This window comes from Pseudotabrizicola sp. 4114 (genome assembly GCF_031457365.1).
GTDB lineage: Bacteria > Pseudomonadota > Alphaproteobacteria > Rhodobacterales > Rhodobacteraceae > Pseudotabrizicola.
Genome location: NZ_JAVDWP010000001.1, coordinates 830,464 through 855,602, shown reverse-complemented (window position 1 = coordinate 855,602; position 25,139 = coordinate 830,464). Strand labels below are relative to the sequence as shown.

The 25,139-nt window shown below is 64.3% G+C and carries 26 protein-coding genes and 1 tRNA gene; 16 read left to right on the top strand and 11 right to left on the bottom strand.

What is annotated here, in order from left to right:
* Positions 1-22: 22 nt before the first annotated feature.
* From J2X53_RS04230 to rlmJ, 4 genes are all read left to right on the top strand, one after another.
* Positions 23-478: a ClpXP protease specificity-enhancing factor SspB gene (locus tag J2X53_RS04230; RefSeq protein ID WP_349036201.1), complete on the top strand. Its 456-nt coding sequence runs from the start codon at positions 23-25 to the stop codon at positions 476-478.
* A 116-nt stretch (positions 479-594) separates the two neighbouring features.
* Positions 595-1,989 carry a class II fumarate hydratase gene (gene fumC / locus J2X53_RS04225; RefSeq protein ID WP_349036200.1) on the top strand — a complete coding sequence of 465 codons (1,395 nt, stop codon included), beginning with the start codon at positions 595-597 and terminating at the stop codon, positions 1,987-1,989.
* Positions 1,990-2,089: 100 nt separating this feature from the next.
* Positions 2,090-2,266, top strand: a complete 177-nt coding sequence (locus tag J2X53_RS04220) for a DUF4169 family protein (protein ID WP_349036199.1) — start codon at positions 2,090-2,092, stop codon at positions 2,264-2,266.
* A 94-nt stretch (positions 2,267-2,360) separates the two neighbouring features.
* Entirely contained in the window at positions 2,361-3,140 is a 780-nt protein-coding gene (rlmJ, locus tag J2X53_RS04215; RefSeq protein WP_349036198.1) for a 23S rRNA (adenine(2030)-N(6))-methyltransferase RlmJ, read from the top strand.
* 67 nt (positions 3,141-3,207) lie between these two features.
* On the opposite strand, the gene pepN is transcribed toward rlmJ, so the two are convergent.
* Positions 3,208-5,766, bottom strand: coding sequence for an aminopeptidase N (gene pepN / locus J2X53_RS04210; protein ID WP_349036197.1), 2,559 nt, complete (start codon positions 5,764-5,766; stop codon positions 3,208-3,210).
* A 139-nt stretch (positions 5,767-5,905) separates the two neighbouring features.
* On the opposite strand from pepN, the gene J2X53_RS04205 reads away from it, so the two are divergent.
* Both J2X53_RS04205 and J2X53_RS04200 read left to right on the top strand, forming a co-directional pair.
* Positions 5,906-7,417 carry an FAD-binding domain-containing protein gene (locus J2X53_RS04205; protein WP_349036196.1) on the top strand — a complete coding sequence of 504 codons (1,512 nt, stop codon included), beginning with the start codon at positions 5,906-5,908 and terminating at the stop codon, positions 7,415-7,417.
* 3 nt (positions 7,418-7,420) lie between these two features.
* The gene (locus tag J2X53_RS04200; protein WP_349036195.1) at positions 7,421-7,576 is read left to right on the top strand and encodes a DUF2256 domain-containing protein; all 156 of its coding nucleotides are present in this window, start codon (positions 7,421-7,423) and stop codon (positions 7,574-7,576) included.
* Here the strand turns inward: J2X53_RS04200 and J2X53_RS04195 are convergent.
* Genes J2X53_RS04195 through J2X53_RS04185 form a run of 3 tightly spaced genes read right to left on the bottom strand, consistent with a single transcriptional unit; the run spans position 7,573 to position 8,811 of the window.
* Complete coding sequence (locus tag J2X53_RS04195; protein WP_349036194.1) at positions 7,573-8,016, bottom strand: SRPBCC domain-containing protein; 444 nt, start codon at positions 8,014-8,016, stop codon at positions 7,573-7,575. The two genes, J2X53_RS04200 and J2X53_RS04195, sit on opposite strands and share 4 nt — an antisense overlap.
* The gene (locus J2X53_RS04190; protein ID WP_349036193.1) at positions 8,013-8,486 is read right to left on the bottom strand and encodes an SRPBCC family protein; all 474 of its coding nucleotides are present in this window, start codon (positions 8,484-8,486) and stop codon (positions 8,013-8,015) included. The genes J2X53_RS04195 and J2X53_RS04190 overlap by 4 nt, the downstream gene beginning before the upstream one ends.
* The gene (locus J2X53_RS04185) at positions 8,458-8,811 is read right to left on the bottom strand and encodes a metalloregulator ArsR/SmtB family transcription factor (RefSeq protein WP_349036192.1); all 354 of its coding nucleotides are present in this window, start codon (positions 8,809-8,811) and stop codon (positions 8,458-8,460) included. The genes J2X53_RS04190 and J2X53_RS04185 overlap by 29 nt, the downstream gene beginning before the upstream one ends.
* A gap of 226 nt (positions 8,812-9,037) precedes the next feature.
* Between J2X53_RS04185 and J2X53_RS04180 the strand changes: the two genes are divergently transcribed.
* Together J2X53_RS04180 and J2X53_RS04175 are read left to right on the top strand one after the other, a co-directional pair.
* Positions 9,038-11,200: a malate synthase G gene (locus tag J2X53_RS04180; RefSeq protein WP_349036191.1), complete on the top strand. Its 2,163-nt coding sequence runs from the start codon at positions 9,038-9,040 to the stop codon at positions 11,198-11,200.
* Positions 11,197-11,622, top strand: coding sequence for a heme-binding protein (locus tag J2X53_RS04175; protein WP_349036190.1), 426 nt, complete (start codon positions 11,197-11,199; stop codon positions 11,620-11,622). Before J2X53_RS04180 ends, J2X53_RS04175 begins: the two co-directional genes overlap by 4 nt.
* Before the next feature lie 13 nt (positions 11,623-11,635).
* On the opposite strand, the gene J2X53_RS04170 is transcribed toward J2X53_RS04175, so the two are convergent.
* On the bottom strand, positions 11,636-11,887 hold the full coding sequence (locus tag J2X53_RS04170) for a BolA family protein (protein WP_349036189.1): 252 nt from the start codon (positions 11,885-11,887) through the stop codon (positions 11,636-11,638).
* A 90-nt stretch (positions 11,888-11,977) separates the two neighbouring features.
* Between J2X53_RS04170 and J2X53_RS04165 the strand changes: the two genes are divergently transcribed.
* Positions 11,978-12,613, top strand: coding sequence for a J domain-containing protein (locus J2X53_RS04165; protein WP_349036188.1), 636 nt, complete (start codon positions 11,978-11,980; stop codon positions 12,611-12,613).
* Positions 12,614-12,742: 129 nt separating this feature from the next.
* On the opposite strand, the gene msrB is transcribed toward J2X53_RS04165, so the two are convergent.
* A complete protein-coding gene (gene msrB / locus J2X53_RS04160; RefSeq protein WP_349036187.1) occupies positions 12,743-13,219 on the bottom strand; it encodes a peptide-methionine (R)-S-oxide reductase MsrB in 477 nt (158 codons plus the stop codon).
* Between the two features lie 200 nt (positions 13,220-13,419).
* Between msrB and cobS the strand changes: the two genes are divergently transcribed.
* From cobS to J2X53_RS04145, 3 genes are all read left to right on the top strand, one after another.
* Positions 13,420-14,379, top strand: a complete 960-nt coding sequence (gene cobS, locus J2X53_RS04155) for a cobaltochelatase subunit CobS (RefSeq protein WP_349036186.1) — start codon at positions 13,420-13,422, stop codon at positions 14,377-14,379.
* A gap of 71 nt (positions 14,380-14,450) precedes the next feature.
* On the top strand, positions 14,451-16,322 hold the full coding sequence (gene cobT, locus J2X53_RS04150) for a cobaltochelatase subunit CobT (protein ID WP_349036185.1): 1,872 nt from the start codon (positions 14,451-14,453) through the stop codon (positions 16,320-16,322).
* Positions 16,323-16,409: 87 nt separating this feature from the next.
* The gene (locus J2X53_RS04145; RefSeq protein WP_349036184.1) at positions 16,410-18,203 is read left to right on the top strand and encodes an aminopeptidase P family protein; all 1,794 of its coding nucleotides are present in this window, start codon (positions 16,410-16,412) and stop codon (positions 18,201-18,203) included.
* A 9-nt stretch (positions 18,204-18,212) separates the two neighbouring features.
* On the opposite strand, the gene J2X53_RS04140 is transcribed toward J2X53_RS04145, so the two are convergent.
* On the bottom strand, positions 18,213-18,620 hold the full coding sequence (locus tag J2X53_RS04140; protein ID WP_349036183.1) for a SufE family protein: 408 nt from the start codon (positions 18,618-18,620) through the stop codon (positions 18,213-18,215).
* Positions 18,621-18,770: 150 nt separating this feature from the next.
* On the opposite strand from J2X53_RS04140, the gene J2X53_RS04135 reads away from it, so the two are divergent.
* Positions 18,771-19,226 (top strand): hypothetical protein, encoded by a 456-nt coding sequence (locus J2X53_RS04135; RefSeq protein WP_349036182.1) that lies wholly within the window; start codon positions 18,771-18,773, stop codon positions 19,224-19,226.
* A 2-nt stretch (positions 19,227-19,228) separates the two neighbouring features.
* On the opposite strand, the gene rnd is transcribed toward J2X53_RS04135, so the two are convergent.
* Positions 19,229-20,386, bottom strand: a complete 1,158-nt coding sequence (rnd, locus tag J2X53_RS04130; protein ID WP_349036181.1) for a ribonuclease D — start codon at positions 20,384-20,386, stop codon at positions 19,229-19,231.
* 173 nt (positions 20,387-20,559) lie between these two features.
* Between rnd and J2X53_RS04125 the strand changes: the two genes are divergently transcribed.
* Entirely contained in the window at positions 20,560-21,558 is a 999-nt protein-coding gene (locus J2X53_RS04125) for a Hint domain-containing protein (RefSeq protein ID WP_349036180.1), read from the top strand.
* On the opposite strand, the gene purN is transcribed toward J2X53_RS04125, so the two are convergent.
* Positions 21,555-22,151 (bottom strand): phosphoribosylglycinamide formyltransferase, encoded by a 597-nt coding sequence (gene purN, locus J2X53_RS04120; protein ID WP_349036179.1) that lies wholly within the window; start codon positions 22,149-22,151, stop codon positions 21,555-21,557. The genes J2X53_RS04125 and purN overlap by 4 nt on opposite strands.
* A complete protein-coding gene (gene purM / locus J2X53_RS04115) occupies positions 22,148-23,194 on the bottom strand; it encodes a phosphoribosylformylglycinamidine cyclo-ligase (protein ID WP_349036178.1) in 1,047 nt (348 codons plus the stop codon). The genes purN and purM overlap by 4 nt, the downstream gene beginning before the upstream one ends.
* Before the next feature lie 135 nt (positions 23,195-23,329).
* Between purM and J2X53_RS04110 the strand changes: the two genes are divergently transcribed.
* Positions 23,330-23,405, top strand: a tRNA-Ile gene (locus tag J2X53_RS04110).
* Positions 23,406-23,551: 146 nt separating this feature from the next.
* Here J2X53_RS04110 and J2X53_RS04105 read toward each other — a convergent pair.
* Positions 23,552-23,998, bottom strand: a complete 447-nt coding sequence (locus J2X53_RS04105; protein ID WP_349036177.1) for an Lrp/AsnC family transcriptional regulator — start codon at positions 23,996-23,998, stop codon at positions 23,552-23,554.
* Positions 23,999-24,120: 122 nt separating this feature from the next.
* Here J2X53_RS04105 and J2X53_RS04100 point away from each other — a divergent pair, with 122 nt between their 5' ends.
* A complete protein-coding gene (locus J2X53_RS04100; protein WP_349036176.1) occupies positions 24,121-24,951 on the top strand; it encodes a PhzF family phenazine biosynthesis protein in 831 nt (276 codons plus the stop codon).
* The last annotated feature ends 188 nt before the right edge of the window (positions 24,952-25,139 follow it).

The window sequence follows — 25,139 nt, the reverse complement described above, 5'->3', positions numbered from 1 at the left end:
TACGGAAAGCTGAGGGTTTAAGATGGCGCGGTCGATTGATTACGGAAACCTGATGCATCGCGCGATGCGCAGCCTGATCCAGTCGGTGCTGGAAGATGTCGGCCAGAACGGCCTGCCCGGCGCGCATCATTTTTTCATCACCTTTGACACCACCCACCCCGAGGTGGAGATGGCCGATTGGCTGAAAGCCCGCTATCCGGCGGAAATGACCATCGTGATCCAGCACTGGTTTGAAAACCTGACCGTCACCGATGACGGTTTCACCATCACGCTGAATTTCGGCAACCAGCCCGAGCCGATGGTGATTCCGTTCGATGCGGTGCGCACCTTTGTGGACCCCTCGGTCGAATTCGGCCTGCGCTTTGAAAGCCATGCCGAAGACGAAGAGGACGACGAAGGTGATGACGACGGCGACGATGATCCGCCGCCGCAGCATGACGCCGAAGTGGTCAGCCTGGACAAGTTCCGCAAGCAGTAGCACACCGCCGGTTGTGGCAAAAGCAATGCGCTTTCGCGTGGTATGCGACGGTATGCCAATTGATTTTTCTGCGCCCGCACCGTAAGGACGGGGCAGCAAAATCAGGAGGCTTGCCGATGTCCGCCACCCGTACCGAAACCGACAGCTTTGGCCCGCTTGAGGTTCCCGCCGACAAATACTGGGGCGCACAGACCCAGCGGTCGATCATCAACTTTCCGATCGGCTGGGAAAAGCAGCCCGTCGCGATCATCCGCGCGCTTGGCGTGATCAAAAAGGCCTGTGCGCTGGTCAATGTCGATCAGGGCGACATTTCGGCCGAGCTGGGCCAGGCGATTGCCGCCGCCGCGACCGAGGTGATTGACGGCAAGTTCGACGACAACTTCCCGCTGGTGGTCTGGCAGACCGGGTCGGGTACGCAAAGCAACATGAACGCGAACGAGGTGATCTCGAACCGCGCGATCGAGATGCTGGGCGGGGAAAAGGGCTCGAAAAAGCCGGTCCACCCGAATGACCATGTGAACATGGGGCAGTCGTCAAACGACACCTTCCCCACCGCGATGCACGTGGCGACGGGCATGATGGCGCGCGATGTGCTGCTGCCGGGCTTGGAAAAGCTGCATGCCGCTTTGGTGGCAAAATCCGAAGAGTTCAAGGATATCATCAAGATCGGCCGCACCCATACGCAGGATGCGACGCCGCTGACGCTGGGCCAGGAATTCGGCGGCTATGCCGCGCAGGTCGCCAAGGGCATCGCGCGGGTCAAGATGTGCCTGCCCGACATTTATGAACTGGCACAGGGCGGCACCGCTGTCGGCACCGGGCTGAACACCCGCGTCGGCTGGGATACCCGCGTCGCTGCCCGCATTGCCGAGATCACCGGTCTGCCCTTTGTGACCGCGCCCAACAAGTTCGAGGCCTTGGCCGCGCATGACGCCATGGTGATGTTCTCGGGTGCTTTGAAGACCGTGGCCGCCAGCCTGTTCAAGATCGCCAATGACCTGCGCCTCCTGGGCTCCGGCCCGCGCTCGGGTCTGGGCGAGCTGATCCTGCCGGAAAACGAGCCGGGGTCGTCGATCATGCCGGGCAAGGTCAACCCGACGCAGGCCGAAGCGCTGACCATGGTCTGCGCGCATGTGATGGGCAATGATGCCGCGATCGGCTTTGCCGGAAGCCAAGGGCATTTCGAGCTGAACGTCTATAACCCGATGATGTCGTATAACCTGCTGCAATCCATGCAGCTTCTGGGCGATGCGGCGGGGTCGTTCACCGACAATATGGTGGTGGGGACGCAGGCCAATGTGGCGCGGATCGACAAGCTGATGAAGGAATCGCTGATGCTGGTGACGGCACTGGCCCCGACCATCGGCTATGACGCGGCGACCAAAGTGGCCAAGACCGCGCACAAGAACGGCACCACCCTGCGCGAAGAAGCGATTGCGCTTGGCTATGTCGACGGCGAAACCTTTGACCGCGTGGTGCGGCCCGAGGAAATGATCGGCCCCAAGGGGTGAGAGGCGGTCCGGGTCGACTGACCCGGATCACAAGCGCCGGGGGGGCTATGGAAGCATCGAACGCCCGCAGCCCCTGCTGCGGGCAGGGAGCGTGAAACGAATGGCCGAGATCGTCAACCTTGCCCGCGTGAAAAAGCAGGCCGCCCGCACGGCGGCCCGCGCCAAGGCGGATGAGAACGCGGTGAAGTTTGGCGTGACCCGAACGGAGCGCGACCGGCAAAAGGCCGAGGCAGAAAAAGCCGCCCGTGATCTGGCGGGCCATAAACGCGAGGAGTAGGGCGGGGGTCTCCCCGCCTTGCGACGCCAAAGGCGGGGAGACCCCCGCCCTACCCCGTCTTGCAGCGCTGCGCCCTACCTGCTAGGGCAGGCGCATGCTGTCATATCAACACCTGTATCACGCCGGAAATCTTGCCGATGTCCACAAGCACGCGCTTTTGGCCACCACGCTCGATTACCTGACCCGCAAGGACAAACCGCTGACCTATGTGGAAACCCACGCCGGGCGCGGGCTGTATGATCTGACCGCCCCCGAAGCGGTGAAGACCGGCGAGGCGGCCAAGGGCATCGCCATTGCCGAGGGCTGGTTTCCCGCGACCCACCCCTATAGCCGCGCTCTGGCCGCCACGCGTGACGAGCGGGGGCCAGCCGCCTATCCCGGCAGCCCGCTGATCGCCGGGCATCTGCTGCGCGAAACCGACAGCATCCATCTGTGCGAGTTGCATCCGCAGGAACATGCGGCGCTGGACTATGCCTCTGCGCCGTTCGGGGCCAAGGTCTATCACGAGGATGGTCTGGCCAAGGCGCTGTCGATCTGCCCGCCGACGCCCCGGCGCGGCATGGCGCTGATCGACCCGTCTTATGAGGTGAAGACCGATTACGAGACGATTCCGCGCGTGGTCGGCCAGCTGCACCGCAAGTGGAATGTCGGCATCCTCTACCTGTGGTATCCGATCCTGCGCGAAGGCTATCACAAGCCGATGCTGGCCGAACTGCGCGCCATTGCGCCCGAGGCGCTGGTGCATGAGGTGCGCTTCCCCCCGGTGCGCGACGGGCACCGGATGGAAGGCTCTGGCATGGTGATGATCAACCCGCCCTACGGGATCGAGGCCGAGACCAAGCGGCTGACCGGGCTGTTCCGCAAGCTCGGCTGACGGATCATTCCCCCGGCCGCCGCCGAATTTTCGGCGAAAATTCGGGCCCGGCCCGCCACGCGCGCGCCTAGTCGCCCAGCATGCGCCCTGCCATCTCGGACAGATCCCGGCTCAGGCCTTTGGTCGCCAGCATCCGGCGCAGCACATCGCGCAGCATGCCCTGCCGGTCGGCATCATAGCGTGGCCAGGTTTCGAACGCAGTCGACATCCGCGCTGCCGTCTGCGGGTTCAGCGGGTCGAGCCGCAACAGCCAGTCCGCCACCAGCGCATAGCCAGCACCACTGCTGTGGTGAAACCCGGCGTGATGGCCCGACAGCGCCCCGATCACCGAGCGGAAGCGGTTGGGGTTCTTCCAGTCGAAATCCGGGTGATCGGTCAGGGCGCGCGTCACCTCTGCCGCCCGTTCCGGGCTGGCAAAGCCGATCTGCAGCGCAAACCACTTGTCCATCACATTGCGGTCGGCCCGCCAGCGGGATTCAAACCGCGCCAGCTCCTCCTGCCCCGCGCCAATGTCGAGCAGGCAGGACAGTGCGCCGACCTCTTCGGTCATGTTGTCGGCCGTCGCAAAGGCGGCCCGCGCGGCGGTGCCGCCATCGACACGCGACAGCAGCGACAGCGCGGCCAGTCGCAACGCGCGGCGGCCCGCTGCGCGGGCGTCGGGCGTAAACGGCCCCGGTTCCGCAAGCTCCGCCATCAGCCCCGGCAACACCCCGGCCAGCCGCTGCGCCAGTGCATCCCCCATTCGCCTGCGGGCCGCATAAATGCCCGCCGGATCAGGCACATGGCCCGAGGCGTGCAGCGTTTGCGCCATGTCGTCATCCGACGGCAGCCGCAGGCACAGCGCGCGAAACGCCGGGTCAAGGCTGTCATCCTGCGCCACCCGCGCCAATGCATCCAGCCAGTCCGGCCCCGGTGCAGCGCCTTCGGTCACCATCCGCGCCAGCAGATCCTTGGCCAGTGCCCGCCCCGCCTCCCATTTGTTGAACGGGTCGGTGTCATGCGCCAGCAGGAATGCCCGCTCCTCGGCACTCACCCTACGCTCCAGCAGCACTGGCGCGGAAAAGCCGCGCAGGATCGAGGGCACGGGCCGCGCCGCCAGCCCGTCAAAGCGAAAGGATTGCCGGGCTTGCGTCATCTCCAGCACGGTGGTCGGCACCACCTCGTCGCCATTGGGGTTCAAAAGCCCCACCGCAATTGGCAACACCTTTACGCCCTTGACCGGCTGACCGGGGGTGCTTTGGTTTTCCTGTTCGAAATGAAGCGTGTAGGTGCCGTTGTTAAAGTCATCTGTCACCTTCAGCCGGGGCGTGCCCGCTTCGGAATACCAGCGTTTGAACTGGGTCAGATCGCGGCCGGTGGCATCCTGAAACACCGCCAGCCAATCTTCGATCGTCGCCGCCTGCCCGTCGTGGCGGTCGAAATACAGATCGAGCGCGCGGGCGTAGCCGTCATCGCCGACCAGACGTTTCAACATGCCGATCACCTCGGCACCCTTTTCATAGATCGTGGCGGTGTAGAAATTGTTGATCTCGACATAGGACTCGGGGCGCACCGCATGCGCGAGGGGCCCCTGATCCTCACGGAACTGGCGGGCGCGGAGCATCAGGACATCCTCGATCCGTTTCACAGCATGCGACCGCATGTCACCGGAAAATTGCTGGTCGCGGTAGACGGTCAGCCCCTCTTTCAGGCACAGCTGAAACCAGTCGCGGCAGGTGATGCGGTTGCCGGTCCAGTTGTGGAAATACTCATGCGCGATGATCGCCTCGATCCGGGCGAAATCATCGTCGGTGGCGGTCTCGGGGCTGGCCAGCACGAATTTGGAGTTGAAGATGTTCAGCCCCTTGTTCTCCATCGCGCCCATATTGAAATCATCGACCGCGACGATGTTGAACACATCCAGATCATATTCGCGCCCGTAGACCTGTTCATCCCAGCGCATCGAGCGGATCAGGCTGTCCATCGCATAGGCGCAGCGCCCCTCATCCCCCGGCCGCACCCAGATGTTGAGTGCGACATCGCGGCCCGACATCGTGACGAACCGGGCGGAATGGGCGCGCAGATCGCCCGCGACCAGGGCGAAGAGATAGGCGGGTTTGGGCCAGGGATCATCCCATTCGGCCCAGCCCGGCCCCTCGGCCACCAGATTGCCGTTGGACAACAGCACCGGCAGATCGCCCGCCACCTGCACCCGGAACCGCGCCATCACATCGGGGCGGTCGGGGTAAAAGGTGATCTTGCGAAAGCCTTCGGCCTCGCATTGGGTACAGTACATGCCGCGCGACATATAGAGCCCCTCAAGCGCGGTATTGCCTTCGGGCGCGATCTCGACCTCGGTTTCCAGCACGAACGGCGCGTCGGGCAGGCCTGCCGCCGGGATGGTCAGCCCGGTGTCATCGGGCTGCACCGGCAGCGCCCGCCCGTCAAGCGACAGCGACACAAGGCGCAGCCCCTCGCCATCCAGCCGCAGGTCATGCCCGCTGCCCCGCGCCGGGTTTGGCCGCATCTCCAGCCGCGCCTGCACCTTTGTGGCTTGCGGGGACAGCTGAAAGCTCAGCGCGACCTGATCCACAAGGTGCGAAAACGGCCGGTAATCGGCAAGGTGAATGGCACGGGCGTCGGTCATGGGTCTGGTTCTCCTGCCCGCCCAAGCTATGCGCTGTGCCGCCACGCGCAAGCCCGAAGGCATTGGACCGGGGGAAAAAACCTGCGCGCGGCGGATCAGGTCTTTACGAATCTGCCCCAGCCGCTATCTGATATGTTCCATGAATGTTCTCATCTGGTTCAAGCGCGATCTGCGGGTCCATGACCACCCGGCCCTGACGCTGGCGGCAAGCCTCGGGCCGGTTCTGCCGCTGTATATTGTGGAGCCGGAGTATTGGGCGCTGCCCGATACCTCGGCCCGGCAATGGGAATTTACCGCTGAATGCCTGACCGATCTGCGGCAGGATATGATGGCGACGGGGGCGCGGTTGACCCTTCGGGTCGGCGACGCGGTCGAGGTGATGGAGCGGCTGCGCCGTCAGCACAAGATCAGCCATATCGTCAGCCATGAAGAGACCGGCAATCTGTGGACCTTTGCCCGCGACAAACGCGTTGCCGCCTGGGCCAAAGCGGCGGGGGTGGAATGGACCGAGCTGCCGCAATCGGGCGTGGTGCGGCGGCTGAAGGGGCGGGATGGCTGGGCGCGCAAGCGCGACAGCTTCACCGCGCAGCCGCAACTGCCCGCGCCCACAGGGCTGACCCCGGTTTCCGGGGTAGAGCCGGGGGTGATCCCCACTGCGCGCGCCCTGCGGCTTGACGAAGATCGCTGCGCCCACCGGCAGGCGGGCGGGCGGCAGCATGGGCTGCTGGCGCTCGACTCCTTTCTGACCAAGCGCGGGGAGCCGTATCGTTCTGCCATGTCCTCGCCCCTGACCGGCGAGCGCGCCTGTTCGCGGCTGTCGCCCTATCTGGCGCTGGGGGCGCTGTCGGGGCGCGAGGTGGCGCAGGCAACCACGGTCCGGCTGGCCGAGCGCCCGGGCGGGCGCTGGCCGAGGTCGCTGACCAGCTTTCAAAGCCGTCTGGCCTGGCGCGATCATTTCATGCAAAAGCTGGAGGATGAGCCGCAGATCGAGGTGCGCTGCCTGCACCGCGCCGCCGAACACCTGCGCCCGCGCGATCCCGACGCCAGCCGGCTGGCGGCATGGAGCGCGGGGGAAACCGGCTTGCCCTTTGTCGATGCCTGCATGCGCTATCTGGCGGCAACCGGCTGGCTGAATTTCCGCATGCGGGCGATGGTGACCTCGGTGGCCTCCTATCACCTGTGGCTCGACTGGCGGGCGACCGGGCCGGTGCTGGCGCGGCGGTTCACCGATTACGAGCCGGGGATACACTGGCCACAGGTGCAGATGCAGTCGGGCACGACGGGCATCAACACGCCGCGCATCTACAACCCGGTGAAACAGGGGCTTGATCAGGATCCGACCGGCGCATTCACCCGCCGCTGGCTGCCGGAACTGGCCGAAGTGCCGGATGTGTTTCTGCAAAGCCCGTGGCGGTGGGAGGGCGCGCGCGGGCTGCTGGGGCGGCGCTACCCCGAGCCGGTGGTCGATGTGATGGCCGCCCAGCGGGCGGCGCGCGATGCGGTCTTTGGCCTGCGCGAGACCGCGCCGCGCGCCGAGATTGTCGAGATCATCGAACGCCACGCCAGCCGCGCCGATCCGCGTTTCGTCAACGACCGCGCGCCGCGCAGGCGCATTCCGGTGTCATCGGCACAGTTGAGCCTTGGGCTGTAAGCCATGGCAAAGATGGTAAAAAAGGGCGATCTGCCGGCCAAGATCTGCGCCACCTGCGGCAGGCCCTTTGCCTGGCGCAAGAAGTGGGAAAAGGTCTGGGATGAGGTGCGCTTCTGCTCTGATCGCTGCCGGGGCGAAGCAAGGCGCAAACCGGGTTAATCGCCCTGCGCCATTGCTGCCAGCTTGGTCAAAGTCTGATGCCCCAGCTCCACCGCCCCGAACCCCACCGCCATCGCCCGCGCAGCCAGACTGGGAAAGGTCATCTCATAGCGGATGCGGGTGGCATCGCCCTCGGCGGTCAGGGTCATCACCACCTCATTCGCCGCCTCATCGTCCGCGCCTGCGTCCAACAGAAACTCCAGCCGGTGCGGTGCTTCCATCCTTGTGTAGCGGTGGCGGTTGGGCCAGACCTTGCCATCCGGCCCGGTCATGTCGAACAGCCACTGGCCACCCGTCCGCAGGTCGATGTCATGGGTGCGACAGGTGAACCCCTCGGGTCCGAACCATTGCGGCAACAACGCCGGATCGGTCCAGCAGCGCCAGACCTTTGGCACCGGCGCTGCGATCAGCCGCGTCAGGGTGAGACTGCGCCCGCTCATAGTGCCGCCGCCACAGCATCAAGCTGCGTCGCCGCCGTGCCCCAGCCGTCGTGAAACCCCATATCCTCATGCGATTTCCGCTGATCGGGGGTGCGGTGCAGGGCGATGGCGCGGTAGAGAGTGCCGGTGCCTTCGGGCTCCAGCAGGATAAAGGCGGTCATGCCAAAGCTGTCCGCAGCCGGATGATAACCCGGGCCAAGAAGGTCAGTCCAGACCAGCCGCCGCTCTGGCACAACCTCCAGAATGCAGCCCGCGCCGGTCTGGCTGTCCATGCCGGGAATATCCATCGTGGTCGCAAAGATGCCGCCGGGGCGCAGGTCGATTTTGACATCGCGCGTGACCACAGGTTTCGGCGCAAACCATTGTTCCAGCAGCGCGGGTTCGGTCCAGCAGCGCCAGACTTTGGCGGGCGGGGCGGTCAGGTGGCGCACCAGTTCAAGATCAGTCTCGGGGTTCAGGATCATCATCATCCTCCAGCGTTGCAAGAAACTCTTCCAGACGGTCGGTCCGCGCCTCCCACTCGGCGCGGACGGTCGCCAGCCAGTCGGTCGCGACACTCAGCGTGACCGGAACCGCGCGGCAGAGCCGGGTGCGGCCCTGCTTTTCGGTCTGGATCAGGCCCGCCTGCTCCAGCACCTCCAGATGACGCAAGACCGTGGGCAGCGCAAAACCGGTGGGCGCGGCAAGCACCGACACCGGTAACGCCCCCTGCCCCAGCCGTTGCAACAGCGCCCGGCGGGTCGGGTCGCCAAGCGCGTGAAAGATGCGCGACAGGTTTGCGTTATGCTGAGCCATATGGCTTAGTATCACATCCCGGCCCCGCCGCAAATTAAAACTTAGCCTGATGGCTAAACGTCTCACTCTCTGCCAAACGCAAAAGCTGTGATCGGATTTTTGGTAAAATAACATGACCGCTTTTGTTGCCTCTGCCAGCGTTTTTCAGTATCTCTGCCCGCATCGCATACCATGGTATCCCACCGCGCACCGGAACGGGCACTGAACCCAAAGACAAGGACACCCCATGACCGACCGTATCGCCATCACCGGGCTGAAGGTTGACGCCCGCCTTGTTGATTTCGTCGAACGACACGCGCTGCCCGGCACCGGGATCGACTCCCACAGCTTCTGGGATGGCTTTGCTGCCGCCATCGCCGATCTGATGCCAAAGAACCGCGCGCTGCTGGCCCGGCGCGAGGCGTTGCAGAGCCAGATTGACGGCTGGCACAAGGCCCGTCGCGGGCAGGCGTTTGACGCCGCCAGCTACCGCGCCTTTCTGACCGAGATCGGCTATCTGGTGCCCGAGGGCCCGGATTTTTCGATTGAAACCACGCAGACCGACCCCGAAATCACGCTGGTTCCCGGCCCGCAGCTGGTGGTTCCGGTGATGAACGCGCGCTACGCGCTGAACGCCGCCAATGCGCGCTGGGGCAGCCTGTATGACGCGCTTTATGGCACCGATGCTCTGGGCGATCTGCCGACCGGCAAAGGCTATGACGCGGCGCGCGGCGCGCGCGTTGTCGCCTGGGGCCGCAGCTTTCTGGATGAGGCGGTGCCGCTGACCGCAGGCTCCTGGTCCGAAGCCCGGGGGTTTCGCGTTGAGGGGGACCAGCTTTGGGTGACCGGGGCAGCAGATGCCGTCGGCCTTGCCGATCCGTCGCGGTTTGCCGGCTACACCGGCGATGCGACCGCGCCCACGACGATCATGCTGAAAAACAACGGTTTGCACATCGCTGTGCAGATCGACGCCTCCACCCCGACCGGGCGCGATGATCTGGCGCATGTTTCTGACATCCGGCTGGAATCGGCGATGTCGGCGATCATGGATTGCGAAGACTCGGTTGCCGCCGTCGATGCGGCCGACAAGGTTCTGGCCTATGGCAACTGGCTGGGCCTGATGAAGGGCGATCTGTCGGAGGTGATCGTCAAGGGCGGCAAAGAGTCGGTGCGCCGTCTGACCCCGGATCTGACCCTGACCGCGCCGGATGGCAGCGCTTTGACGCTGAAATCGCGCGCGCTCTTGTTGGTGCGCAATGTCGGCCACCTGATGACCAACCCCGCGATCCTGACCGAAGACGACCGCGAAATCGGCGAAGGCATCTTGGATGCGTTCCTGACCACGCTCTGCGCGATGCACGATCTGAACAAGACCGAAGGCACCCGCAACTCGACCATGGGCTCGGTCTATGTGGTCAAGCCAAAGATGCACGGCCCCGAAGAAGTGGCCTTTGCCTGCGAGATCTTTGACCGGGTGGAGACGGTGCTGGGCCTGCCCCGCTTTACCGTCAAACTGGGCATCATGGATGAAGAGCGCCGCACCAGCGCCAACCTCAAGGAATGCATCCGGGCGGCAAAGGAACGGGTGGCGTTCATCAACACCGGTTTCCTCGACCGGACCGGCGATGAGATTCATACCAGCATGGAAGCAGGACCAATGGTCCGCAAGGGCGACATGAAAGCGTCAAGCTGGATCAAGGCCTATGAGGACCGCAATGTCGATATCGGCCTCGCCTGCGGCCTTCAGGGCCGGGCGCAGATCGGCAAGGGCATGTGGGCTGCCCCTGATCTGATGGGCGATATGCTGGCGCAGAAAATCGGCCATCCGCAGGCCGGGGCGAATTGCGCCTGGGTGCCCTCACCCACCGCCGCCACTTTGCATGCCACGCATTACCACCGCGTCGATGTGCTGGCCCGGCAGGCCGAGCTTGCCCGCGGCGGCCCGCGTGGCACGCTGGACGCGCTGCTGACCATTCCGCTGGCGCAGGGGGCCAACTGGTCGGAAGACGATATCCGGCAAGAGGTGGAAAACAACGCCCAAGGGATTCTGGGCTATGTGGTGCGCTGGATTGATCAGGGCGTGGGCTGCTCCAAGGTGCCTGACATCCATGATGTCGGGCTGATGGAAGACCGGGCCACCTGCCGCATCTCGTCGCAGGCGCTGGCCAACTGGCTGCACCACGGGGTGATCACCGAGGATCAGGTGATGGCTGCGCTGCGCAAGATGGCAGAAGTGGTGGACCGGCAGAACGCGGAGGATCCGCTCTATCAGCCGATGGCACCGGGCTATGACGGGGTGGCGTTCCGCGCCGCCTGCGATCTGGTTCTCAAAGGGCGCGTGCAGCCCTCGGGCTACACCGAACCCGTCCTGCACGCGCGGCGGCTGGAAAAGAAGGCAGAGGCAGCATGACCATCAACATCGAACACGCCCGCACGATCATCAAATCCGCTCTGGCCAAGGGCCGCGAGGCGGGGATGAAACCGCTGTCGGTGGTGGTGCTGGATGCAGGGGCGCACACGATCGCGTTTGAACGCGAAGACGGCGCCTCTCCGGGCCGCTTTGCCATCGCGCACGGCAAGGCGAATGGCTGCATCATGCTGGGCCTGCCCGGCAGCACGATTCAGGCTCGCGCCGATGCCCAAGCCTATTTCGTGCAGGCGATGAACGGCCTTTATGGCGGCGATTTCGTGCCGGTCAAGGGTGGGGTTCTGGTGCGCGATGCCAAGGGCACTATCCTTGGCGCGGTCGGTGTCACCGGCGACTCTTCTGACAATGACGCTGTAGCGGCAACTGCCGGGATCGAAGCGGCAGGGCTGGTCGCGGAAAGCTGAGGCGCAGAGCGCCTCAGCCCAGATCCAGTGCTATGGCATGAACCCGCTTGTTCAGGTCGCCCAAGGCGGCATGAACAGCGCGGTGCCGGGCCACCCGGCTCATCCGGGCCAGAACCTCAGACCGCAGCACGATGCGGAAATGACTTTCGCCCGATCCGTCGTCGCCGGAATGCCCGGCGTGTTTGTGGCTTTCGTTCACGATCTCAATCTGTTGCGGCGCAAAGGCGGCCATCAGCCGCTGTTGCATTTCGTCCTTCACGGTCATTTTTGACTTCTCCCTCTTCAATCTGCCGCTCAAACCCCTAAACTGTGCCGCCCGAGTCGGAAAGACAACGGGCCGCAGGAAAGGCAGACCATGGTCACGAAACCCCCGTTTGAATTCGACATCCGCGTCTCGGCGGACAAGAAGCGCAAGAAAACCACACGCCGGGGGATGTCCGGGGCCTTCGACACCTCGAACAAGCCGTGCGACTTTCCCGGCTGCACCGAAACCGGGGCCTACCGCGCGCCCAAAAGTCCGGATCTGCTGGATGAGTTTTTCTGGTTCTGCAAGGAGCACATCCGCGAATATAACCTGAAATGGAACTTCTTTCAGGGCACATCGGATGATGATTTCCAGAAGTTCCTCGACAAGGACCGGGTGTGGGAGCGCGAGACCAAGCCGTTCAGCCGCAAGGATGATGGCCGGGCCTGGGCCCGGCTGGGGGTCGATGACCCGCTGTCGCTCTTGGGTGAGAAAGCCACGCAGAACCCGGGCAGCCGGCCCGCCGGCACCTCGACCCGCAAACTGCCGCCGACCGAGCGCAAGGCGATCGAGATTCTGGATGCCCGCGACACCTGGACCAAGACCGAGATCCGCAAGCAATACAAATCGCTGGTCAAGGATCTGCACCCCGACATGAACGGCGGCGACCGTTCGGACGAAGAACGGCTGCAAGAGGTGGTCTGGGCCTGGGACCAGATCAAGGACAGCCGCTATTTCCGCGAGTGAGTGTCGGCACGATTTTTCTGCGAAAAACGATTTCTCTGCGAAAAAGCGATTTTTCTGCGAAAAATCTTAAACAGCGGGCACTGCCCGCTGTTTTCGTATTGCAGATTATTCGCAGAATAATCGTGGGGGTCAGGCGGCGCGGAACGCCAGTGAAACCCCGTTCATGCAATAGCGCTTGCCCGTCGGTTGCGGGCCATCGCTGAACACATGGCCGAAATGCCCGCCGCAGCGGCGGCAATGCACTTCGGTGCGGGTGCCGAACAGGCTGCGGTCGGCCTTGGTGCGGATCGCATCGGGCAGTGGTTGCCAGAAGCTGGGCCAGCCGGTGCCGCTGTCATACTTGTGCTGCGACGAAAACGCGGGCAGATCACAACCGGCGCAATGATAGGTGCCCGCGCGGGTTTCGGTGTCCAGCGGGCTGGTAAAGGCGCGCTCGGTCGCCTCTTCGCGCAGCACGCGGTAGGCCAGATCGCTCAGCCTGGCCCGCCATTCGGCCTCGGTCAGCTGGACCTCAAAATTCCCCTCGGCGGCCCAGGCCGACCGGCCCGCAATCTGGCCAAGACCCATCAGGGCCACGCCCCCCAGAATGACTGCACGTCTATTCATCATCGCCTCCGTTTGCGTGAACCTTACCCCTTTGCTACGGATCTGGCGCGCCAAAGGTTTCCGGCTCACGCAAATGGGAACGTGGACGGGAATGGCGCAGAATGCCGCCCTTCCCCTTGAACCCCCCGGCGTTATGTTCCACAACTCCACAGGAACGGGCCGGACGGCCAGACAGGAAAAGCAGGATACTGGATCACGCGATGAAACCGACTGAAGAAATTTCCGTGCGTGAGGTGTTCGGCATCGACACCGACATGAAGGTCAAGGGTTTTGCCGAAGCCACCGACCGCGTGCCAGCGATTGACCCGACCTACAAGTTCGATCCTGATACGACCTTGGCCATTCTGGCGGGCTTTGCCTATAACCGGCGGGTGATGATCCAGGGCTATCACGGCACCGGCAAATCGACCCATATCGAGCAGGTGGCCGCCCGGCTGAACTGGCCTTGCGTGCGCGTCAATCTGGACAGCCACATCAGCCGGATCGACCTGATCGGCAAGGATGCGATCAAGCTGCGCGACGGCAAGCAGGTGACCGAATTCCACGAGGGGATTCTGCCCTGGGCTTTGCGCAATGCAGTCGCAATCGTGTTTGACGAATATGACGCAGGCCGCGCCGATGTGATGTTCGTGATCCAGCGCGTGCTGGAAACCGATGGCAAGCTGACCCTGCTGGACCAGAACGAAATCATCACCCCGCACCCGTCGTTCCGGCTGTTTGCCACCGCAAACACCGTGGGTCTGGGCGATACCACCGGCCTCTATCACGGCACCCAGCAGATCAACCAGGCGCAGATGGACCGCTGGAGCCTTGTGGCCACGCTGAACTATCTGAGCCATGATGCCGAAGCCGCCATCGTTCTGGCCAAGAGCCCGCATTACAACACCGAAAAAGGCCGCAAGGTGATCAACCAGATGGTCACCGTGGCAGACCTGACGCGGACCGCGTTCATGAACGGCGATCTGTCCACCGTGATGAGCCCGCGCACAGTGCTGAACTGGGCGCAGAACGCCGAGATCTTCCGCAACGTGGGCTATGCCTTCCGGCTGACCTTCCTCAACAAATGCGACGAGCTGGAGCGGCAGACGGTGGCCGAGTTCTACCAGCGCTGCTTTGCCGAGGAACTTCCCGAGTCGGCGGCCTCGATGGCGATGAAATAACGCGGCAGGGCGGGGTCTCCCCCGCCTGTGCCACATCGGCGGGGTGACCCCCGCCCTGACCGGGGCGTGAGATGAGCAAACCCACCGACAACCCAGCCGATCCGTTCAAGAAGGCTCTGGCCGAGGCCACCAAGGTCATGGCCGATGATCCGGAGATGACCGTCACCTATTCGGTCGACCCGCCCGGCATGAACCGCGATGGCGTGCGTCTGCCGCAGGTCAGCCGCCGGATGACGCGCGATGAGGTTCTGCTCGCGCGCGGCACTGCCGATGCCTTTGCACTGCGCCGCAAGTTTCATGACGAGGCGGTGTCAAACCGCTATGCCCCCACCGGCCAGCTGGCGCGCGACATCTACGACGCAATGGAAACCGCCCGATGCGAGGCGGTGGGCGCGCGGGCAATGCCCGGCACCGCCGGAAACATCGACGCCAAGATCGGGCATGAGGCCGACCGCAAGGGCTATGCCCAGATCACCAACGCGCAGGATGCGCCCTTGTCGGTGGCGGCGGGCTATCTGGTGCGGCATCTGGCCACCGGGCGCGATCTGCCGCCGGGGGCCGCCAATGTGATGAACCTGTGGCGCGGCTTTATCGAGGAACAGGCCAGCGGCACACTGGAAAACATCGACCATGTGCTCGCCGATCAGGCGGCCTTTGCCCGGCTGGCCCGCAAGGTGATTTCCGACCTCGGCTATGGCGATCAGCTGGGCGACGACCCCGACGCGCCCGATGATGATCAGGCCGATGACGAGGCGCAGGAAGACGAGGACAGCCCCGAAAGCGAGGGCGACGAGCAGTCCGAACAGGACGAGTCCGAAGCCAGCCCCGAACGTAGTCAGGAAGAGCAGCAGGATCAAAGCCAGGCGCAGGTCTCGATGGAAGACAGCGCCGATATGGAGCAGGGCGAGGAAGCCGAACTGCCCGAAGGCGAGGCCCCGCTGGAGCCGCCGCCCCCTGCCCCGCATTCGGCGGCGGACCCGGCCTATATCGTCTACACCACCGATTTTGACGAAGAAATCCGCGCCGAAGATCTGGCCGAACCCGCCGAACTGGAACGGCTGCGCGCCTACCTTGACCAGCAGCTGGAGCCGTTGAAAGGCGCGGTCAGCCGTCTGGCCAACAAGTTGCAGCGCCGCTTGCAGGCGCAGCAAAACCGCTCCTGGGATTTCGATCTGGAAGAGGGCACGCTGGATGCGGGCCGTCTGGCCCGCGTGGTGGCGAACCCGACCACGCCGCTGTCGTTCAAGCAGGAAAAGGACACCGAGTTCCGCGATACCTGCGTGACGCTTTTGCTCGACAACTCCGGCTCGATGCGCGGGCGGCCAATCAGCATCGCGGCGATCTGCGCCGATGTGCTGGCCCGCACGCTGGAACGCTGCTCGGTCAAGGTGGAAATCCTCGGCTTCACCACCCGCGCCTGGAAGGGCGGCCAAAGCCGCGAGCGGTGGCTGGCGCAAGGCCGCCCGCAGCAACCGGGGCGGCTGAATGATCTGCGCCACATCATCTACAAGGGCGCGGATGCCCCTTGGCGCCGGGCGCGGCCCAATCTGGGGCTGATGATGAAAGAGGGCTTGCTCAAGGAAAACATCGACGGTGAGGCGCTGGAATGGGCGCACCGCCGCGCGGCCTCGCGGCCCGAGGCGCGCAAGATCCTGATGGTGATTTCCGACGGCGCGCCGGTGGATGACAGCACGCTGTCGGTCAACCCGGCGAACTTTCTGGAAAAACACCTGCGCGACGTGATCGCGATGGTGGAGCGCAGACGCGCGGTGGAGCTGATCGCCATCGGCATCGGCCATGACGTGACCCGCTATTATCAGCGCGCGGTGACGATCACCGATGTTGAACAGCTGGCCGGGGCGATGACCGAACAGCTGGCAGGGTTGTTTGACACCGATCCGCGCAAGCGCGCCCGGGTGTTGGGGATGCGCAAGACCGGGTAGGGTCGCGCCCGTGGTTGCGGGCGGAGGGGGGCGCTGCCCCCCGCGCTGTCGCGCCCCCCCCCGGAGTATTTTAGCAAGGTGAATACCATGTTCCAGAGCTTTGACAGCCACGCCACGCCGGATCAGGGGCCGCCGCGTCTGGCCGCGCTGCGCGAGGTGCTGGTGCGCGACGGGCTGGCCGGGTTCATCGTGCCGCGCGCCGATGCGCATCAGGGCGAGTACGTCGCGGCGCGGGATGAGCGGCTGCAATGGCTGACCGGGTTTACCGGATCAGCGGGGTTTGCGGTGATCCTGCGCGACGTGGCGGGGGTGTTCATCGACGGGCGCTACCGGGTGCAGGTCAAGGCGCAGGTCGATCTGGGGCAGTTCACCCCGGTGCCATGGCCCGAGGCGAAAGCCGGAGACTGGATCAAGGCGCAACTGAGCACGGGCGAACTCGGCTTTGACCCCTGGCTGCACACCGCCGATGAGATCGCCACGCTGCGCGCGGTGCTGGAGCCTGCGGGGATCGGGCTGCGCGCCACCCGCAATCTGGTCGATGCGATCTGGCCCGACCAGCCGCCTCCGCCCTGTGGGCTGGCCTTTGCCCACCCGGATGCGTTGGCGGGGATCAGCGGCGCCGACAAACGCGCGCGGCTGGCCGAGGGGTTGCGCGCGGCCGGACAGCGCGCGGCGGTGCTCACCCTGCCCGACTCGATCTGCTGGCTGTTAAACATCCGCGGTGCAGATGTGCCGAAAAACCCGGTGCTGCAAGGCTTTGCCATTTTGCATGACGATGGCCGTGTGACCCTGTTCACCGACCCTGCCAAGCTGGATGGCGCGACGCGCGCGCATCTGGGGCCACAGATCAGCCTGCGCCCGCCAGCCGCCTTTGTGCCCGCCCTGCGCACGCTGTCTGGCCCGGTGCGGGTGGACCGCGCCTCTGCCCCGCTGGCGGTCAGTGACGAGCTGACCGGGGCGGGCATCGCGGTGGTCTGGGGGGATGATCCTTGCCGCCTGCCAAAGGCGCGCAAGACCGCAGCGGAGATTGCGGGCATGCGCGCGGCCCATCTGCGCGACGGGGCGGCGATGGTGGAATTTCTGGCCTGGCTGGACCGCCAGCCGCCGGATACGCTGACCGAGATTGATGTGGTCACCGCGCTGGAAGGCTTTCGCCGCGCCACCAATGCGCTGCATGACATCAGCTTTGACACCATCTGCGGTGCCGGGCCGAATGGCGCGATCATGCATTACCGGGTCACGCGTGAGACCAACCGGGCGGTGCAGAACAACGAGCTTTTGCTGGTGGATTCCGGCGCGCAATACCGCGACGGCACCACCGACATCACCCGCACGGTGGCGGTCGGCGATCCGGGGGACGAGGCGCGGCTGTGCTACACCCGCGTGTTGCAGGGCATGATCGCGATTTCGCGCGCGCGGTTTCCCAAGGGGCTGGCCGGGCGCGATCTGGACCCGTTGGCGCGGTTCCCGCTCTGGGTGGCGGGGCAGGATTTTGACCATGGCACCGGGCATGGTGTGGGGGCGTTCCTGTCCGTGCATGAGGGGCCGCAGCGGCTGAGCCGGCTGTCAGAGGTGCCGCTGGAACCGGGGATGATCCTGTCGAACGAGCCCGGCTATTACCGCGAAGGCGCGTTCGGCATCCGGCTGGAAAACCTGATCGTGGTGCAGGTGGCGACGGGTCTGGGCGACATTCGTGCGCAATACAGTTTCGAGACGCTGACCTTTGTGCCGCTGGACCGCCGCCTGATCCGGCTCGACCGGCTGTCGCCGGATGAACGGGTCTGGCTCGATGCCTATCACGCCGAGGTGTTGGCAAAGATCGGGCCGCGCGTGTCGGGTGCGGTGCTGGACTGGCTGACAGCGGCCTGCGCGCCGCTTTAAACTGCCGGTTCAGACTGCCGCCGCGACCGAGCGGATGCGGTCAACCATGGCCCGCACCCCGTTGGACCGTTGCGCCGACAGATGGTCATTCAGACCCAGACGGCCCAGTTCGGCCGGGGCATCCACGGCTGCCACCTGATCCACCGGCACGCCGGAGTATAGCGCATGCAGAATGGCGATCAGCCCGCGCACGATCATCGCATCGCTGTCGCCTTGGAAATCGAACTGACCCTTCGTCACCACCGGGCGCAGCCAGACCTGACTGGCGCAGCCGTCCACCTTCAGCGCGGGCACCTTGAACTCTTCGGGCAAGGGCGGCATCGCCTTGCCCAATTCGATGACATGACGATAGCGGTCTTCCCAATCGTCCAGAAAATCAAAGGTCTCGGCGATGTCTTCAAATGCGGCGGTGGCCATGGGCGGGGCTCCTTTGCCCCTGAGGTAATGCCCGCCCCGGCCCACGTCCAGCCCCTTTGCCGCCAAATCAAACCCCGCCCTTTTCAAAAGCAGGCTGATCGGCTACCCAATGGCAAAGCGAAGATGGATGGACCAATGAAACGCCCCACGATGAAGAGTCCTGTGACCGCTGCCCTTGTTGCCGTTCTGGTTCTCACCTCTTGCGGGTCGGTGCGGGACTCGCGGCTGAACCCGTTCAACTGGTTTGGCCGGTCAGAGCGGGTGGAAACCATCGCGCCGCTTGTCGCAAAGGTTGATCCACGGCCGTTGGTCGCAGATGTGGTCACGCTGAGCGTCGAACCCTACAGCGGCGGCGCGATCGTGCGGGCCACCGGGGTTATGGAAAGTCAGGGTTGGTGGCAGGCTGAACTGGTCGAGGCGGAAAGCGATGATCCCACCCATCTGGTGCTGGAATTCCGCGCCCTGCCCCCGGTGACCCAGACCGCAGCCGGCACTGTGCGGTCCCGCGAAGTGACGGCGGCGGTGACCCTTGGCCCCCGCCGGTTGGAAGACATCTCGCGCGTGACGGTTCAGGGCGCGCGCTCGGCGCGCACCACCCGCCGGTAAGGCTACAGCCGCACCACCCGCACCTCGTTGCCCTTGGCCGACAGGGCAATCTCGCCCCGGCACAGCCGCAGGGCATCATCGCCGAACGCCTCTTTGCGCCAGCCGCCAAGCGCCTCGACCGCGCGGCCACCGGCGGCGATGGCGTCAAGGTCAGAGGATGAGGCGATCAGCTTTGGCGCCACGCCCAGGCTTTCCGACTTGGCCTTGAGCAAGACCCGCAACAGATCGGCCAGCGCCGGGTTGACCTGAATCTGTTCGCGCTCATCCGCGACCTTTGGCATGTCTTCCGGCTTCATTGCCAGACCGGCCTTGACCGCTGCCAGAATGCCATCGGCAATCTCGGGCTTGCGGCCTTCGCGCATCAACAGGCGTGACCGGCCCAGCTCTTCAACCGAGGTGGGCCGGGTCGAGGCCAGCTCCAGCAATGCGTCATCCTTCATCACCCGGCTGCGCGGCACGTTGTGTTTCTGCGAATACTCCTCGCGGAACCGCGCCAGTTCCTTGACCACCGCCAGAAACCGGCCCGAGGTGGTGCGGGTCTTGATCCGCAGCCAGGCCTCATCGGGGGTGGTGGTGTAGGTTTCAGGATTGACCAGCACCGCCAGCTCTTCGCCGACCCAATGCGCGCGCCCGTTTTTGGCCAGCTGCGCCGCCAGCCATTCATAGATCACCCGCAGATGGGTGACATCGGCAATGGCATATTCCTTTTGCGCATCGGTCAACGGGCGGCGGGACCAGTCGGTAAAGCGGCTGGTCTTGTCCAGATTTTCCTTGGCAATCTTGCGCACCAGCGTCTCATAGCCCACCTGTTCGCCAAAACCGCAGACCATGGCCGCGATCTGGGTGTCGAACAGCGGTTCGGGAAAGACATTGCCCTCGACAAAGAAGATCTCCAGATCCTGCCGGGCGGCATGAAACACCTTGACCGTCGCCTTGTGGCGAAAGAGGTCATAGAGCGGCTCCATGCTCATCGCCTCGCCCTCGATCGGGTCGACCAGCACCGCATCGCCGGTCTTGCCGGGCAGCGCCATCTGGATCAGGCACAGCTTTGACCAATAGGTCCGCTCGCGCAGAAACTCGGTGTCGATCGTCACATAAGGGTGGGATTTGGCAGCCTCGCAGAATGCCGCAAGGTCTTCGGTCGTGGTGATTGTGCGCATCGGTCGCGTCTTTCAAGGGGCCGCGGGGGCATCCCGCAACAGGTGTCTTTCCGCTATAGGCGGCACCATTCGCCTTGAAAAGCCCTGCAACCGTGATTCTGACGGTTTTCACTAAGACAAGGGCCATCAAAGCTGCTAAATTCTTAACAAAAGCACGCAGAAAACCGGACAGAATGTCACAAGTCGAACTTTATCTGCGTGGCGATCAGATTGGCACTTACCAGTCTGTCTCGTCGACGGGCAATGGTGACGCGATGAAAGTCACGTTGTCCGGGGTCAAACCCCTGGGCAGCGCAGACATCACTTACCGCATTGTGGTGCGGCAGGTAAACAACGGTCAGAGCGTTTTCAGCAATGGTCAGTTTGTCGATATCTACGTCTGGCCCGATGATGACCCGCCAGGTCCGCCGATCTATTCCAGCCTGAACCCGCAGCACGATCAGTTCCAGGGCCGGGCCTCATCATCAGGGCATCAGATCTTTACCAGCCCCGCCCGCTTCGTCTTTCAGACCGGGGCGATCACGCCGGGCACAGTGCAGTACGGGCCGGGGGCAACACCTGCGCGGGCTGAAAAGCTGCCGTTTTCCACCTATCCGCCCACCCCGCCCGCCATTCCGTGCTTTGTCGGGGGCACGCTGATCCGCACTGACCGCGGCGAGGTTCCGGTCGAAATGATCCGCCCCGGAGACCGGCTGCAAACCATGGACAACGGCTACAGCCCGGTGGTCTGGACCGGACGGCGCAAGGTCTGCGGTCTGGGCAGCATGGCCCCCGTGCGGTTTGACGCAGGGACGGCGGGCAACCGGCGCAAGCTGCTGGTCTCGCCCCAGCACCGGATGCTAGTGACCGGCTGGCCATCAGAGCTGACGATGGGGGAGCGCGAAACCCTCGCCGCTGCGGTGCATCTGGTGAACGGGCGCAGCATCCGCCGGGTGCGCCGGCCGATGGTCACTTATTGCCATTTGCTGTGCGAAGAGCATCAGGTGATCTTTGCCGAAGGCGCGCCGTCTGAGAGCCTGTTCGCCGGGGGCAAATCGCTGTCGGCCTTTGATCACGCCGCGCGGGAAGAAATCCACCGGCTGTTCCCGTCGCTCTGCCCGGTCAGTGGCACCGGAACCGGCATCGCCCGCCCGGTGCTGAACCGTGTCGCAGCCCGTCTGGCGCTGGCTTAACCGGCCTGCTGCGCTTGCCCTGAGGACAGCCCCGCCACAAACTGCCGCAAAACCTGCGGATACAGCCGGTGCTCTTCGACCAGCACCCGCGCCGCCAGCGTCTCAGCCGTATCATTGGGCAGGACCGGCACCGCCGCCTGCCCCAGAACCGGCCCGGCATCCAGCTCTGCAGTCACCTGATGCACCGTACACCCAGCCTCGGCATCGCCCGCGTCCAGCGCGCGCTGATGGGTGTGCAGGCCGGGATATTTCGGCAGCAGCGAGGGGTGAATATTCAGCATCCGCCCGTCAAACCGGCGCACGAAATCGGGGGTCAGCACCCGCATGAACCCGGCAAGGCACAGCACATCGGGCCGGGCCGCCAGAATGGGCTGCAAAAGTTCGGCCTCAAACGCGGCCCGGTCGCGGCCAAAAGCGCGGTGATCCACCGCCGCCGTAGGCACGCCCAACGCCGCTGCGCGTGCCAGACCACCCGCCGCCGGGTCGTTTGACGCCACCAGCACCGGCGTTGCATAGCCGGTCGCCTGCATCGCCTCCACCAGCCGCAGCATGTTCGAGCCACCCCCAGAGATCAGGATGGCAACCCGTGTCACAGCAGGCGGCCCTTGTAGATCACGCCCTCACCCGGCACCACCTGCCCCATGCGGATCACGGTCTCGCCTTCAGCCGCCAGCAGATCGGTCAGGGCGTCAGCCCGGTCTTCGGCCACCACCAGCATCATGCCGATGCCACAGTTGAAGGTCTTGAGCAGTTCCGGTTCCGACATGTTCGCCGTCCGCGCCAGCCAGTCGAACACCGGCGGCAGGGTCCAGGCCCCCAGATCAATCTCGCAGGCCAACCCCTCGGGGATCACGCGCGGCGGGTTCTCGGTCAGCCCGCCGCCGGTGATATGGGCCAGCGCATGCACGCCCCCGGCCCGCACCGCCGCAAGCGCCTGTTTGACATAAAGCCGCGTCGGAGCCAGCAGGGCAGCCCCCAGAGTGCCGTCACTGAACGGCGAGTCTGCATCCCAGCCCAGCCCCGACAGCTCCACCACCTTGCGCACAAAGGAATAGCCGTTGGAATGCACCCCGTTGGAGCCAAGGCCCAGCAGCACATCGCCCGCGCCCACGCCCGCAGGCAGATCTGCCCCGCGCTCCATCGCGCCGACGGCAAAGCCCGCCAGGTCGAAATCGCCGCCATGGTACATGCCCGGCATTTCCGCCGTCTCGCCGCCGATCAGCGCGCAGCCAGAGGCCTCGCAACCCGCCGCGATGCCGGTGATGATGCGGGTGGCCTGATCCAGCTCCAGCTTGCCGGTGGCGAAATAGTCGAGAAAGAACAGCGGCTCCGCCCCCTGACACACCAGATCATTGACGCACATCGCCACCAGATCGACGCCGATCGTATCGACATTGCCGGTATCAATCGCGATCCGCAGCTTGGTGCCCACGCCATCGGTCGCCGCCACCAGGATCGGATCATTGTAGCCCGCGCCCTTGAGGTCGAACAGCGCGCCAAAGCCGCCGAGCCCGCCCATGGTGCCCGAGCGCATCGTGCGCTTGGCGGCAGGCTTGATCCGCTCGATCAGCGCATTGCCTGCGTCAATATTCACGCCCGCATCGGCATAGGTCAACCCGTTGTGGCCTTTGGTCATCGCCCGTCTCCGTTCAGGGAATCCGCTGTCGGGTCTCCCTTACGCGTTTCCCGATTTGGGCGCAACAAACCAACCCGGTCCCGCCCCGCCCATCCTTGACCCGCGCGCATGATCTGCTAGGCAAGGCAACGGTACGGGGCTGTAGCTCAATGGTTAGAGCCGGGCGCTCATAACGCCTTGGTTGGGGGTTCGAGTCCCTCCGGCCCTACCACACCCGAATGTTTGCTGTGGATTAGGCATAAGTGTGCAGGTTTTGGGGGTTTTTCCTGCGGCGCGCCGTGTTGAACCAAAACCGGAGGGTGTTCCTGGCCGCTTCCTCGTCTGGAGCCGGATCGCGCAGCATATTGAGACGCCACGCTAAAAGGGAGCGCGGCGCGGCGGAACCGGCTGGCGGTGAACAATGCTGGTCTTGGTGCGGGCGACATCATGCAACGGGCCGAGAAGGCGATCAAGCTCTGCTACATCACGCAACACCATACGGGCGACAAAGCAATCGTCCCCAGTCACAACCGAACACTCCACGATTTCGGGCATGTCGCTCAGCATTCGTTCCACCAGCTTCATCTTGCCCGGCAGCGGCTCGACACGCAGCACCGCCTCCAGAGTGAAGCCAAGCGCGCGAGGATTCAGCCGTATGCTGAAAGAGTCGATGATCCCCACATCTTCCAGCCGCAAGACGCGGTCGCGCACCGCAGGCGCGCTCAGGCCGACCTCTGCGCCGATGGCGCGCAGGCTGATGCGGGAATCGTGCAGGAGCAGGTCGAGGATCCTGCGGTCGGTCGCGTCGAGACCTTGTTTTATCATGAAAGGTAAATCACCGAATTGCCTTTACATTTGCGACAAAAAAACCCGAAACAACCTCCTTGGCAAGGGGTATTCGCGGTCGCATTCCTGATACTCTACGAACCATACTCAGGAGACACGCCATGCAGATACATAAAATTGCAGCCTTTACCGAACACGGAAGGGGCGGAAACCCGGCCGGGGTGGTTCTGGCGGACACCCTGCCCTCCTCCACCGAGATGCAAGGCATCGCGGCAGAGGTCGGCTATTCCGAAACCGCCTTTGCTGCCCTCAGCGGAGAAAGCTGGACCACGCGCTATTTTTCGCCTGAGTCCGAGGTGCCGTTCTGCGGTCACGCGACCATCGCGCTCGGCGCGGTGCTGGCTGCCGAAAAAGGTGACGGGCGCTATCGCCTGTCGCTTCGCACCGGCGAGATCGAAGTTGAAGCGCGGATGAATAACGGCACGGCTCGCGCCACCCTGCGCTCGCTGCCCACCCAAAGCCAACCAGCGAGCGAAACGCTGATCGAGGACGCTTTGCAGCTGCTGAACTACTCCCGCGCCGATCTGGACAAAAACCTGCCCGTAATGCGGATGAACGCTGGGGCCGAGCACTTGTTTCTCGCTCTGACCAGCCGCGCGGATCTGGCAAGGATGCAGTATGAGCTGGACGCTGGACGCAGCTTCATGAAGCAGCACCGTCTGGTTACCATCACCTTGGCATACCGCGAAAACGACAGGGTGTTTCATGTTCGAAACGCATTTGCCTCTGGTGGCGTGCTGGAAGATCCCGCCACCGGTGCGGCCGCAGCAGCCTTGGCGGGAATGCTGCGCGATCAGGACATGTTATCGTCTGGCGATCTGATCATCCATCAAGGAGCGGATATGGGCCGTCCGTCGCGTATCGAAGTCCGGTTCGATGATGTGAAGGGTAGCCCCGTGCTTGTGAGCGGTGACGCAGCGACGTTGTCTTGACGGGAATGGCGAGAGCAACTTGTTCACGGCGCACAGACAGCTTTTCAGGATCACTCTAAACTGGCCAGTTCGACTGGCCCCGCCGCAGCATTTCTGTGACGCTGAACGGCAGAAAAGGGCCAATCACATCACGACCTTCGCAAGGGGCGGACAGTTTTGGTTCGCTGCGGGCGATGTGAATGTCTGCC

What these genes read in the sequence shown, in the direction of transcription:
- cobT (WP_349036185.1), top strand. Translation starts at nt 14,451, where the DNA reads ATGAGCAAACCCACCGACAACCCAGCCGATCCGTTCAAGAAGGCTCTG.
- J2X53_RS04125 (WP_349036180.1), top strand. Translation starts at nt 20,560, where the DNA reads ATGTCACAAGTCGAACTTTATCTGCGTGGCGATCAGATTGGCACTTAC.
- J2X53_RS04220 (WP_349036199.1), top strand. Translation starts at nt 2,090, where the DNA reads ATGGCCGAGATCGTCAACCTTGCCCGCGTGAAAAAGCAGGCCGCCCGC.
- cobS (WP_349036186.1), top strand. Translation starts at nt 13,420, where the DNA reads ATGAAACCGACTGAAGAAATTTCCGTGCGTGAGGTGTTCGGCATCGAC.
- J2X53_RS04145 (WP_349036184.1), top strand. Translation starts at nt 16,410, where the DNA reads ATGTTCCAGAGCTTTGACAGCCACGCCACGCCGGATCAGGGGCCGCCG.
- J2X53_RS04205 (WP_349036196.1), top strand. Translation starts at nt 5,906, where the DNA reads ATGAATGTTCTCATCTGGTTCAAGCGCGATCTGCGGGTCCATGACCAC.
- rnd (WP_349036181.1), bottom strand. Translation starts at nt 20,386, where the DNA reads ATGCGCACAATCACCACGACCGAAGACCTTGCGGCATTCTGCGAGGCT.
- msrB (WP_349036187.1), bottom strand. Translation starts at nt 13,219, where the DNA reads ATGAATAGACGTGCAGTCATTCTGGGGGGCGTGGCCCTGATGGGTCTT.
- J2X53_RS04180 (WP_349036191.1), top strand. Translation starts at nt 9,038, where the DNA reads ATGACCGACCGTATCGCCATCACCGGGCTGAAGGTTGACGCCCGCCTT.
- purM (WP_349036178.1), bottom strand. Translation starts at nt 23,194, where the DNA reads ATGACCAAAGGCCACAACGGGTTGACCTATGCCGATGCGGGCGTGAAT.
- rlmJ (WP_349036198.1), top strand. Translation starts at nt 2,361, where the DNA reads ATGCTGTCATATCAACACCTGTATCACGCCGGAAATCTTGCCGATGTC.
- J2X53_RS04140 (WP_349036183.1), bottom strand. Translation starts at nt 18,620, where the DNA reads ATGGCCACCGCCGCATTTGAAGACATCGCCGAGACCTTTGATTTTCTG.
- J2X53_RS04105 (WP_349036177.1), bottom strand. Translation starts at nt 23,998, where the DNA reads ATGATAAAACAAGGTCTCGACGCGACCGACCGCAGGATCCTCGACCTG.
- J2X53_RS04190 (WP_349036193.1), bottom strand. Translation starts at nt 8,486, where the DNA reads ATGATGATGATCCTGAACCCCGAGACTGATCTTGAACTGGTGCGCCAC.
- J2X53_RS04230 (WP_349036201.1), top strand. Translation starts at nt 23, where the DNA reads ATGGCGCGGTCGATTGATTACGGAAACCTGATGCATCGCGCGATGCGC.
- pepN (WP_349036197.1), bottom strand. Translation starts at nt 5,766, where the DNA reads ATGACCGACGCCCGTGCCATTCACCTTGCCGATTACCGGCCGTTTTCG.
- J2X53_RS04195 (WP_349036194.1), bottom strand. Translation starts at nt 8,016, where the DNA reads ATGAGCGGGCGCAGTCTCACCCTGACGCGGCTGATCGCAGCGCCGGTG.
- J2X53_RS04175 (WP_349036190.1), top strand. Translation starts at nt 11,197, where the DNA reads ATGACCATCAACATCGAACACGCCCGCACGATCATCAAATCCGCTCTG.
- J2X53_RS04170 (WP_349036189.1), bottom strand. Translation starts at nt 11,887, where the DNA reads ATGACCGTGAAGGACGAAATGCAACAGCGGCTGATGGCCGCCTTTGCG.
- J2X53_RS04100 (WP_349036176.1), top strand. Translation starts at nt 24,121, where the DNA reads ATGCAGATACATAAAATTGCAGCCTTTACCGAACACGGAAGGGGCGGA.
- J2X53_RS04185 (WP_349036192.1), bottom strand. Translation starts at nt 8,811, where the DNA reads ATGGCTCAGCATAACGCAAACCTGTCGCGCATCTTTCACGCGCTTGGC.
- fumC (WP_349036200.1), top strand. Translation starts at nt 595, where the DNA reads ATGTCCGCCACCCGTACCGAAACCGACAGCTTTGGCCCGCTTGAGGTT.
- J2X53_RS04165 (WP_349036188.1), top strand. Translation starts at nt 11,978, where the DNA reads ATGGTCACGAAACCCCCGTTTGAATTCGACATCCGCGTCTCGGCGGAC.
- J2X53_RS04200 (WP_349036195.1), top strand. Translation starts at nt 7,421, where the DNA reads ATGGCAAAGATGGTAAAAAAGGGCGATCTGCCGGCCAAGATCTGCGCC.
- J2X53_RS04135 (WP_349036182.1), top strand. Translation starts at nt 18,771, where the DNA reads ATGAAGAGTCCTGTGACCGCTGCCCTTGTTGCCGTTCTGGTTCTCACC.